At 45.0% G+C, this 15,502-nt stretch carries 14 protein-coding genes; 3 read left to right on the top strand and 11 right to left on the bottom strand.

What is annotated here, in order from left to right; translation table 11 throughout:
- The first annotated feature begins 197 nt into the window (after positions 1-197).
- Positions 198-1,388: an enoyl-ACP reductase FabV gene (gene fabV / locus M3636_RS00600; protein WP_251380947.1), complete on the top strand. Its 1,191-nt coding sequence runs from the start codon at positions 198-200 to the stop codon at positions 1,386-1,388.
- Positions 1,389-1,509: 121 nt separating this feature from the next.
- Here the strand turns inward: fabV and M3636_RS00595 are convergent, their stop codons facing one another.
- From M3636_RS00595 to M3636_RS00575, 5 genes are all read right to left on the bottom strand, one after another.
- Complete coding sequence (locus M3636_RS00595) at positions 1,510-2,571, bottom strand: NAD(P)/FAD-dependent oxidoreductase (protein WP_145408191.1); 1,062 nt, start codon at positions 2,569-2,571, stop codon at positions 1,510-1,512.
- 27 nt (positions 2,572-2,598) lie between these two features.
- Complete coding sequence (locus M3636_RS00590; protein WP_251380946.1) at positions 2,599-3,582, bottom strand: ABC transporter substrate-binding protein; 984 nt, start codon at positions 3,580-3,582, stop codon at positions 2,599-2,601.
- Between the two features lie 96 nt (positions 3,583-3,678).
- Positions 3,679-5,316: a helix-turn-helix domain-containing protein gene (locus M3636_RS00585; RefSeq protein ID WP_251380945.1), complete on the bottom strand. Its 1,638-nt coding sequence runs from the start codon at positions 5,314-5,316 to the stop codon at positions 3,679-3,681.
- Between the two features lie 23 nt (positions 5,317-5,339).
- Positions 5,340-5,582: a hypothetical protein gene (locus M3636_RS00580; RefSeq protein ID WP_145408188.1), complete on the bottom strand. Its 243-nt coding sequence runs from the start codon at positions 5,580-5,582 to the stop codon at positions 5,340-5,342.
- A 143-nt stretch (positions 5,583-5,725) separates the two neighbouring features.
- Positions 5,726-6,331: a restriction endonuclease gene (locus tag M3636_RS00575; protein WP_251380944.1), complete on the bottom strand. Its 606-nt coding sequence runs from the start codon at positions 6,329-6,331 to the stop codon at positions 5,726-5,728.
- A gap of 258 nt (positions 6,332-6,589) precedes the next feature.
- Between M3636_RS00575 and M3636_RS00570 the strand changes: the two genes are divergently transcribed.
- Positions 6,590-7,858: a PQQ-binding-like beta-propeller repeat protein gene (locus tag M3636_RS00570; RefSeq protein WP_251380943.1), complete on the top strand. Its 1,269-nt coding sequence runs from the start codon at positions 6,590-6,592 to the stop codon at positions 7,856-7,858.
- A 182-nt stretch (positions 7,859-8,040) separates the two neighbouring features.
- On the opposite strand, the gene msrA is transcribed toward M3636_RS00570, so the two are convergent.
- From msrA to M3636_RS00545, 5 genes are all read right to left on the bottom strand, one after another.
- Positions 8,041-8,556 carry a peptide-methionine (S)-S-oxide reductase MsrA gene (gene msrA / locus M3636_RS00565; protein WP_128103209.1) on the bottom strand — a complete coding sequence of 172 codons (516 nt, stop codon included), beginning with the start codon at positions 8,554-8,556 and terminating at the stop codon, positions 8,041-8,043.
- A gap of 223 nt (positions 8,557-8,779) precedes the next feature.
- Positions 8,780-9,037 carry a GlsB/YeaQ/YmgE family stress response membrane protein gene (locus tag M3636_RS00560; protein ID WP_056701367.1) on the bottom strand — a complete coding sequence of 86 codons (258 nt, stop codon included), beginning with the start codon at positions 9,035-9,037 and terminating at the stop codon, positions 8,780-8,782.
- A 313-nt stretch (positions 9,038-9,350) separates the two neighbouring features.
- Positions 9,351-10,658 (bottom strand): AAA family ATPase, encoded by a 1,308-nt coding sequence (locus tag M3636_RS00555; RefSeq protein ID WP_251380942.1) that lies wholly within the window; start codon positions 10,656-10,658, stop codon positions 9,351-9,353.
- Positions 10,658-12,121 carry an RtcB family protein gene (locus M3636_RS00550; RefSeq protein WP_251380941.1) on the bottom strand — a complete coding sequence of 488 codons (1,464 nt, stop codon included), beginning with the start codon at positions 12,119-12,121 and terminating at the stop codon, positions 10,658-10,660. Before M3636_RS00550 ends, M3636_RS00555 begins: the two co-directional genes overlap by 1 nt.
- Positions 12,122-12,707: 586 nt before the next feature.
- Positions 12,708-13,526: a TerC family protein gene (locus M3636_RS00545; protein ID WP_128103211.1), complete on the bottom strand. Its 819-nt coding sequence runs from the start codon at positions 13,524-13,526 to the stop codon at positions 12,708-12,710.
- 423 nt (positions 13,527-13,949) lie between these two features.
- Here M3636_RS00545 and M3636_RS00540 point away from each other — a divergent pair, with 423 nt between their 5' ends.
- Positions 13,950-15,050, top strand: a complete 1,101-nt coding sequence (locus tag M3636_RS00540) for a glycosyltransferase family 4 protein (protein WP_251382460.1) — start codon at positions 13,950-13,952, stop codon at positions 15,048-15,050.
- Positions 15,051-15,108: 58 nt separating this feature from the next.
- On the opposite strand, the gene M3636_RS00535 is transcribed toward M3636_RS00540, so the two are convergent.
- The gene (locus M3636_RS00535; protein ID WP_128103212.1) at positions 15,109-15,471 is read right to left on the bottom strand and encodes an HIRAN domain-containing protein; all 363 of its coding nucleotides are present in this window, start codon (positions 15,469-15,471) and stop codon (positions 15,109-15,111) included.
- Between the last annotated feature and the right edge of the window lie 31 nt (positions 15,472-15,502).

Raw genomic sequence — 15,502 nt, 5'->3', positions numbered from 1 at the left:
TTATATATCCTTTCTATCATTTTGACAAATAAAATAGATGAATAGTCGTCTTCATGCTATGCACTATCATCGCAAACTTAAACGCCGAATGCCACACTATTCCTAAAAATGAATCAAACGGTTTCCGTTTCGGAGCCAATTGTTTTACAATAGGGAGGTATGTAACATTTGAGCTGAATATGAAAGGATGCCAATATATGATTATTAAACCAAGAACACGTGGTTTTATCTGTACAACTTCCCATCCTGTAGGCTGTGCTGCACAGGTACAGGAACAGATTGAATACGTTAAATCCCAGCCTGAAATTAAAGGTCCGCGTAATGTGCTCGTCATCGGCGCTTCAACTGGATATGGACTGGCTTCACGCGTGGTCTCTGCCTTCGGAGCAGGTGCCAATACAATCGGTATTTACCGCCCAAGCACGTCCACAGACAAACGTACAGCTTCCGCAGGTTGGTACAATTCTGCCGCGTTTGAGACAGCGGCCGAACAAGCCGGTCTTCAATCGTACAGCATTACGGGCGACGCATTTGCAAACGAAACGAGAGAGAAAGCTGTTGAACTGATCCGTAGCGAATTCGGTCAAGTGGATCTCGTTGTATACAGCGTTGCTTCCGCACGCCGCGTTGATCCCAATACAGGTGAAGTGTTCAACTCCGTTCTGAAACCGATCGGACAATCGTACACGAACAAAACGGTTAACTTCCATACGGGTGAGGTTAGTTCAGTTACCTTGGAACCAGCAACCGAAGAAGAAGTTCGCCAGACCGTAACCGTCATGGGCGGAGAAGACTGGGAACTGTGGATCGACGCATTGCAACAAGGTGGCGTACTTGCTGATCATGCTACAACGATCGCGTTTTCTTACATTGGACCAGAACTTACGCAAGCCATCTACCGTGAAGGTTCCATTGGTCAGGCGAAAGATCACTTGGAAGCGACAGCGCACAAGCTGAATGATCGTTTGAGTACTACGGGTGGACGTGCTTACGTTACCGTTGCCAAAGCACTCGTTACTCAATCCAGCTCAGCTATTCCGGTGGTACCGTTGTATATTTCCGCATTGTACAAAATCATGAAAGATAAAGGATTGCATGAGGGCTGCATCGAGCAATTACAGCGTCTCTTCGCGGATCGTCTCTATGCAGGTGGCGATGTGCCAACCGATGAACAAGGTCGCATTCGCATTGACGATTGGGAGATGAGAGACGACGTGCAGGAGGAAGTTGCGAAGATCTGGAACGAGCTGACCACCGATAATATCTATGATCTGTCTGATCTCGAAGGTTACCGTAAAGAGTTCTTCCAACTGTTTGGTTTCGAAACCGACGGCATAGATTACGAAGCAGATGTTGATCCTAATGTAGAGGTTCCACACCTTCGCTAATTGAAAATTGATTTATTTCATCCCGTACAATCTCCAGTAACAAACTCTAGGTTTTAGTTAAAGTTATGATCATACCTAAACGGCAGTCCAAGATGCTATTAGCACCTCGGACTGCCGTTTATTATTTGATAGGTTTATTTCTTTTATTTAACCATGCCTGATTTCGCTCATTAAATACGCCATTATGTGAAGAAACATAAGCTGTACTTGCGGATTGCGGATCAATATATAGCTTGGCTCCATTTACAGCTACAGCAGCATCGTTGAACGCCCCAGCAATAAGCTTCAGCTTATCGGGGTAATAGGCCATGTCACCCGCTACGAAAATCCCTGATAGATTCGTAGTAAGCTGATCATATGCATAAACACTGCTCGATTCCATATCAAGTCCCCAGTTTAGTAAGTCCGCATGATTTCCTGATGAGCCATGATTGATAATGACATCATCTATAGCAATGTTCAGGGTTTCGTCTGTATGATCCCCATTGTTATCCACCCCCGCAAGAGTAACTGCGTCAATTGCATTTCCCTTCCCATGGAGCTGTGCGATTTGATAGGGATGAAGCACTTGGATGGATGATTGCATGACGTAGCTCACATTTTTTTCATGACCACCCAGACGCTCTCTACGGTGAACCAATATGACCTCTGACGCAATGTTCTCCAAGGCCATCGCCCAGTCTACAGCCGTATCGCTTCCACCCGATAACAGTACGCGTTTGTTTCGAAATCGCTCCAGACTGGTGACCGTATAATGCAGATTCGTCACTTCGTAACGATCCGTCCCCTCCAGTTCCAGCTTAGTGGGCTGCCAGACACCGTAACCACCTGCCAAGATGATTGTTCGTGTATAGTGACGTTCACCCGAATGGGATGTCATCAGCCATGTGCCGTCATGCATTCGTTCAACATGGGCAACTTGCTGTTCGAGTACAATGGTGGGATCGAAAGTCTTTGCTTGCTCGATTAATTGCTCAATCAATTGGTCACATCGAATTGGCGTTATCCCGCCCACATCCCATATGATCTTCTCGGGATAGATTAGCAGCTTACCACCCAGCTCATTCTTCGCTTCAATCAGCTTTGTTTTCATATCCCTCATCCCGCTGTAAAAAGCGGCATATAAACCAGCCGGGCCTCCTCCAACAATGGTTACATCATACAACTCATCTTCATGCTGCATCGCGTTTCTCCCCCTTCCTCCCTGACATTAATTAACTACTCCTGTTAACACGTGAACCGCTTCTTCCAACGTCACGCCTACCGAGATCGGATCATACGTAAACCAGGTTTTTGCGGGTATTTCATATACTTTATTATTTTTGACCGCCGGCAGCTCTGACCAGATCGAAAGTTTCTGTGCTTCTTTATACGCGTTATCACCATCAGAATCGGTGACCACTACAACCATCCGATCGGCAGCATACTTCGCAATTTCTTCAAGGGAAACATCCTCTGTGCTAGTGAAATTTGGATTTTTCTCCATCTCTTCCAAAATGAGTTCAGATGGCTTCATACCTAACCCATTGTAGAAGGCATGACCGATATCTCTTCCTCCGTACACACGAATGGATTTCCCGAAGAATCGAATAATGGACAACGTTTCATCAGCCTGAATGACATCCTGTACACTCTCTTTCGCTGCAACAGCTTGCATATCATAATCTTTAATAAAGTCCTCAGCTTCTTTTTCCTTACCGAATATATTGGCAAACGTACGCAACTTGGTCCATACATCATCACTGCTCCATGGGACGATTACAGTAGGAGCAATTTTGGCATAGGTCTCATAATCGATCCCGTCAAAGTCAGTAGCTATAATTAAATCGGGCTGGAGTCCAGCGATGGCCTCGAGATTCGGCGTTTCGCCTATATCCACCACGCCTTCGGTGAACTTGGCCAGATTGGGACTTGCTTCGCCTAATAGGCGGGTAACCGTTCCAACCGGTTTAATGCCTAAAGCGCTCAATTCACCTACATAATATGTGGCAACAACACGCTGCGGAGCCTTTGGAATAAGCACCTCTCCGTTCACCGTGTTTACACTTTTCATTGCGGTCTGTTCTACCGCTACAGAGTCATTTCCGGTTCCATTTGTTACGGTACTTGTTGTCTCAGACCCAGTGCATGCTGAAATAATCAGCAGAAGTATTGCCATACAGCCACCAAAAATCGATTTTTTTATCCAATGCATTCGTCTATCCCCATCCATTCAATAATGATAATCATTATCATATTATAAAAATAGAACAGGTTCACCGCTAGATCGAATCGTTCACTTTTACTGGTCCTATTGTTCGATTAATGGACGCTGATCAGCCAAAATAGATTGTACCTTTTCCAACTGGATGGCGATATTAATCGGATCATAATGCAGCCATTCACGGTGATCCAAGAAGATGATCGACTGATTGACTGCAACTTCAAAGCTTCGCCAATGTGCGTTTGTTCTCAAAAAGTCAATTTGCTCCTCCCCGCCAGGGTACAATACAACAACATTCAACTGTCCTCTAAAATCAACCATTTGTTCCATGCCGATCTCTACGCTATGAAAATTCGCGTTCTGATCCAAACACCGCCGAACGTAGGGATGCGGTTCATACTCCAAAAGTTCATAGAAAATGCAGCCTACATCACGATTACCGTATAGGTAACAATGCTCATGGGCGATTTTGAACACGCTAATCCGGGTATCAGGAGAGATACGGGAGTGGAGCTGATTGCGAATATGTGCCGCCCGGTTATCCAGTTCCTGTATGTATTCAGATGCGTTGCTCTCCTTGCCAAAAAGTCTAGCCAACGTCATCATGTGCTCACGCCAATTCATCGAAAGCCAGGGAACATGTACAACTGGAGCTAGCGCTCGTAACCGATTTTGCCATTTTTCATTATCGTAGCTTAAAATAATCTCCGGAGCATACTGCGCCAAAAACTCAGCCTGCGCTTGGACAGATAACGTTCTTGGTAATTCTGCTACCAGCTCACGGACCTTCTCATCGAATTCCTCACCCATACTATTAAAGCTAGCCACTTGGGGAAACACACCACACGCGAACAAATGATGTGTAAGCGGGTAGCTAAGAGATGCCACAAGTTGAGGCACAAATTGGTGCTTAAAAGCCGAAGGGGAAATGCCCATCATTTTACGAAACCGTTTGCTCAAATACCAAGCATCGCTGAACCCAGACAATCTCGCAATTTCCGTAAGATCGGTATGTTCTCCTTCCAATAATAGTTCAATGGCACGATGCACACGTAAGCGATCCAAGTAAATCGAAGGCGTTACATCAAAACTTTTTTTGAATCTAACCGAGAAATAGGCTGGTGTAATTCCTGCTTGAACGGCCAGTTCGTCTCTAGTAATGATATCCATGTAATGGTCTTCCATAAAGTGCTTAACCTCAACCATAACTTGATCTGTGGTCAGAAGAGAGGCTTGTTCTTTTTCCCTATGATCCATCCACCATAGAAGCATTTGTTGCAAAAGAATATGCGCTTCCAGATAGCCTCGCTCAGTCTCGATCTGTTCAATGGCAAGAGTGTGCAGACGATTAGAAAGCACCGCCAGCTCTTCTGCATGAACAACATAGCAGCTAGTTGGACGATCTGTTTCTCGTTCCCATGTATTCCTCTTCTGCGCCTCATTCGGTTGGTTCATAAGCTGAAGTGGAGCAATCTCCACCCAGATCATCTCCCACTCTCCACCATGCTTCATGGTCTGCAGTTCGATGGTTCCCGGCTCACCAAGAATGGCGCTGTCTGGAATCAAAGCATAGCTGTGATGTTCTGTATGCACCATACCGCTACCTGTTACCCCCACAAGCATCCACGGAGAAGCCGTCTGTAGATGCTGCTTACCTTCAAGCGCTAGCCTCTTCAAACGTCTGATTGATTCAAGCACATACACCTTTTTACCGTGAAACTGCATCTCACTGCCCCTTTCCTAACACCTTATGCGGCTATCAGATTTCCGTCGTCCGGTGAACCTACAAAGATAAAAAAAGAAGCACCACCCTCTTGGATGAACTGCTTCTTATGTTTGGTCTTTTGCAATTGCTCCTGTTTGGTCGGTTTAACTCTGACATGCTGGGATAATGCTCCGTAGTTTGCGTTAACTCTGCGGCTCTGCTCCGGACAATAGACGCCAGCGCGCTCTGCTTTGCGTAATGCCTTTTGTGTTTGTGTTCGTGCCATGATGACAACACACTCCTTGAATTGGGATATCCCCAATATATCATGTGTATCAGGAGAATGTGAAGGCATGAATGCCCGGAGGCAGTACATCTTACCGACACATTCAACAAACTATTACTCTTTAGACAGGAAGCCAGTGATTGTTATTTTTCTGCTTTGGTCGCTATCTTTTGCCGGGTTTGCCACGTTTCAATCGGTTCGTGATCCTCTTCCTCAATTAATTCCATCGCCTCTTCGATTCTTCTCGATTTGAACAAAGTAATTAAGTCCATTAGATCTTCTCGATCCAGTAACTTTACACCATTCACAGCAGCGAGTGTGCGACACGCCTCCGTGTATCTAGCCGACGTTAATACAATCGAACGATCAGCTTCATAATAACGCATGGATGTAAAGATCTCCTGCACAGCACTTAGCCCTACGGGATGGTTAGCGCCATATCGCTTCGCCTGGATGACATTTCTTCGACCCAATCTGTCGGTAAACACGAGGTCTGCTCCAAAATCTCGGCTGCTTGTCGTCTTGTGTACCTCGTCATATCCCATCTGTTGAAATAAATGAAATAGATACAGCTCGAATTCCGATCCATCCTGCATTTTATCAATGTCTCGAATTGTAATTTTGCGGGGATTGGCTTCTCTGCGTATGCGCTGCCCTCGCCCAATAATACGGCGAATAATCCATACAAATAGAAGTAATGCAGCGATACAGCCGATGACCCAGATGGTCCAATTGTCGTTCCAATTCATGTCTGTTCTCCTTATCCATTCCTTATCAAAATGATGCCAAATCTATGATTCCTCTTCACCACCGGACTAAATATATCAGACTTCCATCTCGACCGAAAGAAGATGAATTCCTTGTAACCGCCAAAATTCTGCAAACAACTACAATTACCTATTTATTGTGATAAAAGGTTACAGCGCATTAGGTTGAATTCAACTAGATATAAATGGTAGAATTCAACAATCGGTTCTATTGCGAACCGCAGAAAGGTGGTTTATAACTTGCACACACTTAACAAACGAAATACCAAAACATGGGCTGCCCTCATTCTTAGCGGCATGCTCCTCTTCAGCATGAATACACCAAGCTACGCAGCAACTTCGTCGGAAGCGTTGACCAAGCCTTCCTGGACTTCCTCATCGCTCATGCTCTCTGAAGTGAACGCTCAGGAAGACGTTAGAGTTAAGGAGATTCACGCCGTGCCCTCCAAAAATCTCGTGTACGTGCACTCTTATCAGCCTGTAACCAAAATCAACAGCAAAACGACGCTGGATTGGAATCTGGACTCACTCCAGGCACTGGATGCTACAACAGGTAAACTGAAGTGGAATGTTATTTTCCATGAGAAAAGTGGCCCTTATACTACATACTCCAATTCATTGTACGCCGATAACGGAACAGCCTATGTATACATGGAATATTCCGATGGAACGAAAAAAGTGTATTCCTACAATACATCCGGTAAAACGAACTGGGTCAAAGCGGTAAACGCGCCATCTGACTTATATCTAATGAATAACGGCACGATCATGATCGCTTCCAGCACAGGGCCTCTATCAAACGGTTCTGTTCGTTCATCCATTTCACTCTATGACGCGAAGGGCAAGCTGATCACAGCGAAAACCATCAATGGTGCTGTGCTAAAAGCAGGGAATGACCGCATCGTTGTAGATGCCAGCAAACAGACCAAAGTAGGCAACAACTGGCAGCAAGCAGGGAATCCGAAAGTCGAAATTTATGATCTCACGTTGAATCGTCTTTCCTTCTACCAATTCCCTGCGAACGCTAACACAATTGGAGACGGCGGCGGCGAATCACTGGCAATCTTGGAGGATGGCTCAGTCATTATGCGTGCCAACTTCGACAATACAGGCAACAAACTCATGGGCTTTGGTTCAGATGGTAAACTCTCTTGGGGTCGATCCATTGCTGGCAATGCCTTTGTGCAAACAGCAGGTAACGGATATTCCGTGTTTACAGGACAGAAGCTTGAACTGTATACGATGAAAGGCAAAGTAACGGAGCGCATGTTCAAGGATCAGCAAGATGTATTAACCGTCGTAGAACACACACAGGATGGGAATTATAAGATTGATTTTGCTAACACAGGGTATATTCTTGATCCTACGACGTTGGAAAGCATTCATGAATATACATTTACCTCCTCTCCTGAAGATATGAAGGGTTACTCCACCTATACGGATGATATGATATATACCTTCAAGGACGAGGCACTGTCTAAGTATGTCCTGAACACAGCGAGTAATTAATACGTAAATGTTTATAAACATCTGTTTCCTGTCTACTACATTTATAATGAAGTAACAGAATATTTTACAGGTAAGTCATCGTGCAGATGCAAGCAAAAATCCAGGAGCGTTCCAACCGGAACTCCTGGATTTTTCACTTTTCGTCGCCCTTTAATCTTGTTGACCTTCAGATTACCACGACGTTATTTCCAATTCTCTTCAATGAATTCATCGCGCCCAGATATCGCACGGTCTTCTTTATAATGCTTCTCGTTTTTCTTATGGTAGTCTTGATGATAGTCCTCTGCTGGGTAAAACACTACTGCATCACGAATCTCTGTTACAATCGGTTGATTGAAGCGACCGCTAGATGCTACAGCCTGTTTGGATTGTTCTGCAAGTTCACGTTGACGTTCATTATGCACAAAAATAGCTGTTCGGTACTGTGAACCCCGATCCTGGAACTGTCCGCCATCATCGGTAGGGTCAATCTGAGGCCAATATAATTCCAGTAATCGTTCATAAGGGAATACCTCAGGATCAAACGTGATTTCCACCACTTCAATATGTCCCGTCTCTCCTGTTTTGACCTGCTCATATGTTGGATTATCGACGTGACCGCCGGTATAGCCGGATATGATACCATGTATGCCCGGTTGCTCTTCAAACGGTGTAACCATACACCAGAAGCAACCTCCAGCAAATGTAGCTTTCTCCACTCCACCTCATCCTTTCTAATTAAGCAACACGCGCCCTAACCAAAGTATAAGAAATACATCTATTCAAGTAAATATAATAACAAATAAGAGGTTGATGCAAATCCACTAATGTGGACTTGCATCAACCTCTTCGTCGTCATCCGTTATGTGATCGAGCCCTTGCGTTACCTACTACACACACCTTCATGCGTGTTTGCAAGAATTCGCAGTATCTTGGATTTCGTTACCCGCGGCTACGACCCATAGAACGGAAGATCAAGCTCACGATGGCTACCAGAACGATAGCACCGATTAATGCCGGTACGATGAAGAATCCGCCCATTTCTGGACCCATATCTCCCAGAATGACTCCACCTAACCATCCACCGATGAAACCAGCTACGATGTTACCAATTACACCGCCGGGAATGTCACGACCAACGATAAGTCCTGCCAACCATCCAATGATACCACCGATAATTAATGACCATAACCAACCCATATCATTCACCTCTAATTAAAAGTTTTTGTTGTTGTCTGTCTACTATTAACCGCTACGGAAGCATTTAAACACCTATACGAAATTTGTTGTATATTACCTTATTTCCATAACATTCATTTCTAGGCTGCCACCCACGACGGTATCAGATTCATTCTTGATATAACTTCCGGTAACGGATTACTTACACAGCAGAGCTGTTTGCTACCTCCCGAAAGTCATTGTATGTCTTACCAGACAACGTTAGTATAACCAATTGAGATTTATAATATTTTGGGTGCATCCGATCATGATCGTACAACAGGATAGGGGCAGATCAATAAAAACCAGCACGTCCTTTGCCAGGCTGCGTCATCCAATTATGCTTGTGGCTCTTGTCCAACTCACCACGCATGGCTTGAATGATCTTCACCATATCTGTCTCTCCGTTCTGGTGCCATTCCAATGCTGTACTAACATACAATTCTCCTAGCTGTGCGAGTGAAAAGGTATCCGTCAAACGCGCTGCTTCCTTCGTGCCTTCCTCACCAGCGAACACTGCGAAGCCCCGCTGCTGCAAATATTGCAGGCGCAATGCTTCATCTGGCATTGGAATCTCATACGCACGGTCGAAACGTCCGGCACGGTTCATCAGACCCGGATCTATTTTCTCTGGATAATTCGTTGTCCCGATCAAGAAAATTCCTTCTTTGGACGTCGCACCATCCAGCGTGTTCAGGAAGAATGAACGTACCTCCTCCGGCATGGAATCGATATCCTCAATAATTAGCACCATCGGTGCTAAACGCTTCGCTGCGTCGAACACATCACGTACCGATTCACTATTCGTGTATTCCGTGATCTGCCAATAAGCAGCAGGACCCGGAATGCTTCCCGCAATCGATTTGACCAATGTTGTCTTACCGTTACCCGGATGACCGTAGAGGAGAATTCCACGTTTGTAAGGGATATCGTAATCCCGATAAAAGGATCGATCCGCTTCGAAGAACTGATCCAGTGAGCGGAAAATATCTTGTTTGATCTGTGGCGATAATACCACCTCATCTCTGGTCACTGAACGAGTAATCGACTCCGAATGACGGTCACTGCCATTGCGCGCATCGGTGTACACCGTTACTTTTTTCATATTTTGCTGTCGTTCACGCTCACGCACACTGCCGAGAAATTGCTTCAGCTCTTCTTCGCCGATGGCAAAAACAAAGTCCTCGTTATATATTCCATTGTCCCGGAAAAAAGGAATCCGTACAAGCGCCACACCCCAGCTTGGATAAGCAAACACATTGTTGCGGATGGAGTAATGCACACCATAAGATGGCATATCTCCCTCGTCATCATAATGCAATGTACGCAGCTCCAAATCATCGAAGATTCGAGCGACAAGCTCCACTTCAGAATTGTCGCTACGTAGATCCTCTTTCAGCAGATCCCAATATTCACTATTGGGATCATCGCTCGCAAACAGTTCATAACGAGTTCCATATCGCTCATAGAGCGCCTCCGAAATGCCGCGAATAAGACGTGCATATGCTGAATATCCTTCAATTCGACCATCATTATGTTCGTCGAAGGCATAAATTGCTCTCGTTGAATTTGTTTGCTTCACATGTTCCTTGTGTACTGTCATTATTTAGCTCCCTTCACAGCGGCAAGCGGTTTACATTTGGCAACAACTTGAGCCAATCCCGCGCCGGTAACACTATCAATAATTTCATCAACATCTTTATAAGCCTGTGGTGACTCATCAATAATTGATTCAAGTGAACGCTGGTTGACCACAATCTCATTCTCTGTCCCTACGCCCAGCGCGCGTTCAAAATCCGCCAAAGTGACTAGACGCTTCGTTGCATTACGTGAACGGATTCGCCCCGCACCATGACAGATGGAATAGAAGTTATCTTCTCCTTGCGGTTGACCCACCATGATATATGAAGCTGTGCCCATGGAGCCTGGAATTAGCGCAGGGTGTCCAGTGGCGAGATATGGCTTCGGATTATCAGGATGATGCGCTGGCAATGCACGTGTTGCCCCTTTGCGATGTACGAAGACTGTGCCTTGATCTGCATGGGTTTCCTCCCAAGCATAATTGTGCATCAGATCATACAGTGTTCGGAATTCACATTTGGAGCCAAATACCTCACGGAAGGCTTCACGAATCGAGTAAGCAATCAGGTGACGGTTCACCACAGCGTAGTTTAGTGCGGAGTACATCATATTCACATAATGACGGCCTTCGGCATGTTCTAATGGGGCAAAAACCAATCTTGGATCAGATGTGCCGAGCCCATTTCGCTGCATCATTTTGGCGATTGCCGTTGAACTGGTCTGACTTATATGCCCTCCCCAAGTGCGAGAGCCCGAATGGATCATGACTACAATTTGTCCGTCAACTAGCCCCCATGCTTCAGCAATATCACGATTCTCCTCGGCGATCTCAATTGCTTGAATTTCGGCAAAATGATTCCCTCCCCCCAACGTACCTAGCTGGCGGTGAGAACGATGCCACGTCATATCCGGGACAAGATTCAACACTTCCTCGTCAAATGTGAACTTACTGCTCTCCACATGAGTAATGGACGTAGACTTCTTAGGGGTGTAGCCGTCCGGAATATATTTCTTCGGTAATCCAAGTAATCCTTTGCGAACAATATGCTCTAATCGAATATCCGAATAATGCCCCCGCTGGTTCGCTTCCATTGGCAATACCTTTTCAATCGCCTTGACAAGTTTTCGCCGTAATTTTACATCTTTCAAATCATCTTTATGCAAATTGGTCATATGCACTCTCATGCCACAGCCAATGTCGCTGCCTACAATCGAGGGAGATACATAGCCATTGGTGGCATCCCACACTGCTGTTGTTCCAATACATGTTCCTACACCAACATGAACGTCAGGAGTATAGCTCATATACGAAATTCCAGGGATCTGTAGATTGTTATTGGCCATCTCGAACACTTTATAGTCTAGAGAGGAGAATAGCTGTTGTGCGGCATATACCGTTAGATCTCCCGCCGGCAACTTGACCTCATGCCGGTATCCGCCCAAGGAATCATTGGCATCCGCAAATAAATTAGGTTGTGTATTCATAAAATTGGTTTATTCCTTTCATTTATCCGTAAGTTTTAAACATTTTCTATATTGCCGTTATATCCAGATTCGTTGTCCCTCTTCTGCAAAAGGCACAAAAAAAGAAGCCATGGACAGAACGCCCATGACTTCTTCATCACCATATCGGAAAACAGTTGCAGCATGAAGAAGCTGCGACTCTATTTTCCATCGCTAAATTAGCGGAGAACAGCCTATCCATACAGAGTCGTTCTGACTCTTCACAGATACGCTCCATCTCCTATGTTGCCCGTATGAGGCCGATGAGACAATGAGCTGGATATGCAATTGTGTGTGAACTGCGTTGTGATTTCTGTTGCGTGTTATTCCAATTGTAGCCCAGCGTCATGACTCGCGACCTCCCTTCGTAAATGATATATACAATATTAAGCGGATTTCTTTCCATGTGTCAACCCTATTCTTGGAAATTCTATAAGCTCTGCGATCGGAAACCGTATCCAGTGGTGTAGCTCTTTAACATGATGCACAACAAAAAGGCAAGATCCGCTGTAAGCGAATCCTGCCTCTTTACTGTCCTTTATACCTGTTATTTCAAGAAAACTTAAGCTTACTTTCCTGCTTGTTGCTCCAACTCTTCGACCGGATTTTCGTTCTCTTTTTCCGGTACTTTGGAAGAGAAGAACCAGCCGCAAACGGCAATCGCAATCAGGACAATATAGAATCCGAATTTCCAAATTTTATTTTCCGGGAAATGCTCATCCAGTACACCGAGGGAAGGATGGGCAAGTGTGATAACTGAAAGCTTAACCCCAACCCAACCTACGATGACAAACGCAGCTACTTCAAGTCCTGGACGGGAGTGCAGCAATTTAACGAAGAATGAAGCTGCAAATCGCATAATCACGAGACCAATGAATCCGCCCAAGAAAATAACGATAAACTGTCCGCCGTCGAGACCACCAATTGGTGCTAATCCACTTGGCGGCAACGCAACAGCAAGAGCAACAGCGGCCAAGATCGAGTCTACAGCAAATGCAATATCTGCTACTTCAACTTTGAAGACGGTCATCCAGAAGCCAGCTTGTTTCTTCGGTTTCTTCGGTGTCTGATCGGCCGCTTCATCTGTTTTGTTACGACTACCCAAAATCTTCTTGACGATATGGTTGATGGAGATATACAAGAGGTACAGTGCACCAATCGCCTGAACCTGCCACACATCAACGAGGAACGAAATTAGGAACAACGATCCCAAACGGAATATAAATGCTCCTAACAAACCATAAAACAACGCCTTTTTGCGTTTATCATCTGGTAAGTGTTTGACCATGATTGCGAGCACCAATGCATTATCTGCTGCCAGCAATCCCTCCAGGACAACTAAGACGGCGAGAACCCATCCATACTCCAATAATAATGATAACTCCAAAATTGACTCCTCCTTAGTATCCTTATGATGTACAAAAAAAAGGACCTTTACCATCGCTGGTAAAGATCCTTTTTATCCACAAAAAGAGACCTTTACCCAGCATGAAAACTTGGTAAAGGTCTCGCTAACAACAAATTGCTGCCAATAAAGCCGGGGATAAATCCCGAATTGACGACTTTACTGTGAAAGCTACTCCCCTTTAACATCAGGATATGTAGTTTTAGATGAAACAGGCTTAAATAACCTGTTCTCATCATATTCATAACGTTAATTAAAGTCAAGCTTTATTTAACGAACCATTTTTCGAATAATCAATCCGTTAAAATGTTATCTACGGTATACGCTTCTGAACCAAAAGCTTCATCTGAACATAGGATATGACGAAGATTGTTTAAGCTGGAGGGACAAGGAGGAGACAGGTTGATGAAAATAGCTATGGTTGCACCAGAAAAACTGCCTGTACCTGGAAACGGATCTGTCGAGATCTGTATCTTAGGTATCGCTCGCGAACTCGCCCTCCGACATGAAGTTACCATCATCAGCCGTGAAATGCCCGGACTGCCCACAACGGAATATGCCGAGGGAATGACTATACGGCGTTTACCTGCCTCCAGTACAGAGAAATATACTCAAGCAGTTATTCGTTTATTGAAACACCACAATTTTGACCTGATTCAAGTCGACAACAGGCCGCGCTGTATGGCTGCCATTAAACGAAGCCTTCCTCACATTCCTGTAGTACTCTATCTCCATTCCCTTACGTTCGCACAGCCTGGATCAGCACGTCTTGCTTTGATGCGACAGGCCGATCTGATTGCTGTCAACAGCCTTTCACTCAAACAGCGACTCAGCCGTCGATTCCCCCAATTAACAAGGCTCATGTCTGTCATTCCGTTAGGTGCCGATCTGGAACGCTTTAAGCCTGCTACAACGATTGAACGACTATACCTTCGAACAGAATTTAATATATCAGAGCCTTTCTCCGTCCTCTATGTTGGCAGACTCATCCCTGGCAAAGGAATCGATGTACTGATTCGTGCGATAGCACTCCTGCAACAAGAAATATCGGTCAAACTCATTATTGCAGGCAAAGGGCCACCCCAATACGTTCGTAAACTTCGTCAACTAGCCAAAAAAATGAACGTACATGCTTCTTTTCGTGGACAGATTGCGCATAAACGCATCGACCGTTTATACCGAGCTGTAGACTGCCTTGTGTGCCCCTCTCAACAACATGAAGCTTTTGGACTGGTGAACGTTGAAGCTATGGCCTCAGGTATTCCTGTTATCGCCTCAGACAATGGCGGAATACGAGAGATCATTGATTCTGGGCATAATGGTTATTTAATATATCCATATAACAGACCCGAGCCTTTTGCTACAATCCTATATAAGCTAGCTGATAATCCTTCGCTGGCTCGTTCCTTAGGGGAAAACGGAAGAGAGCACGCCGTTCAAAAGTTTAGCTGGGAGCGCACGGCATTACATCTAGAAGCTGCCTATACCCGGATGATTCGCGAATAGTTCTGTTTATGGCTTCAAAAATCCAGGCAGACTTTCACATTGAACGAAGCTTGAGAGATCAAGCCTTTTCACGTGATTGCCAGCCTGTTATAAAAGTATCCATATGTGGAACGGGTACCTGCACAATCTCGATTAGCTCAACGATTATCATATCCTTCATCGCAAATCTTACCTTAGCGCAAGTCTGTTGACTGAAGATATCATAGAAGTCTGAACCGCTCCAACAGCCGTGAGGAATTAGATGCGGATCGTTAACAATATATCCTACGGTTCCAATTGGGGGCATGACAACCTTGATTGCGTGTTGATCCCTACGATTATCAGGATCTTTGACCAGAAACAACATGTCTCCTACATGTAAAGCTCCAACACCGTGATAGTGTTCCATCCCATACATGGCTGTAAATAACTCTTTACTCATGAATTATACTCCTTTATGTTTTTTCATCATT

The organism is Paenibacillus sp. MER 99-2 (assembly GCF_023714095.1).
Classification (GTDB): Bacteria; Bacillota; Bacilli; order Paenibacillales; family Paenibacillaceae; genus Paenibacillus.
This window is presented reverse-complemented; position numbering and strand designations above follow the sequence as displayed.

Excerpts from the sequence above, each read along its gene's own strand:
- M3636_RS00540 (WP_251382460.1), top strand. The coding sequence starts at position 13,950 with ATGAAAATAGCTATGGTTGCACCAGAAAAACTGCCTGTACCTGGAAAC.
- M3636_RS00555 (WP_251380942.1), bottom strand. The coding sequence starts at position 10,658 with ATGACAGTACACAAGGAACATGTGAAGCAAACAAATTCAACGAGAGCA.
- M3636_RS00580 (WP_145408188.1), bottom strand. The coding sequence starts at position 5,582 with ATGGCACGAACACAAACACAAAAGGCATTACGCAAAGCAGAGCGCGCT.
- M3636_RS00575 (WP_251380944.1), bottom strand. The coding sequence starts at position 6,331 with ATGAATTGGAACGACAATTGGACCATCTGGGTCATCGGCTGTATCGCT.
- M3636_RS00585 (WP_251380945.1), bottom strand. The coding sequence starts at position 5,316 with ATGCAGTTTCACGGTAAAAAGGTGTATGTGCTTGAATCAATCAGACGT.
- fabV (WP_251380947.1), top strand. The coding sequence starts at position 198 with ATGATTATTAAACCAAGAACACGTGGTTTTATCTGTACAACTTCCCAT.
- M3636_RS00560 (WP_056701367.1), bottom strand. The coding sequence starts at position 9,037 with ATGGGTTGGTTATGGTCATTAATTATCGGTGGTATCATTGGATGGTTG.
- M3636_RS00550 (WP_251380941.1), bottom strand. The coding sequence starts at position 12,121 with ATGAATACACAACCTAATTTATTTGCGGATGCCAATGATTCCTTGGGC.
- M3636_RS00535 (WP_128103212.1), bottom strand. The coding sequence starts at position 15,471 with ATGAGTAAAGAGTTATTTACAGCCATGTATGGGATGGAACACTATCAC.
- M3636_RS00595 (WP_145408191.1), bottom strand. The coding sequence starts at position 2,571 with ATGCAGCATGAAGATGAGTTGTATGATGTAACCATTGTTGGAGGAGGC.
- M3636_RS00590 (WP_251380946.1), bottom strand. The coding sequence starts at position 3,582 with ATGCATTGGATAAAAAAATCGATTTTTGGTGGCTGTATGGCAATACTT.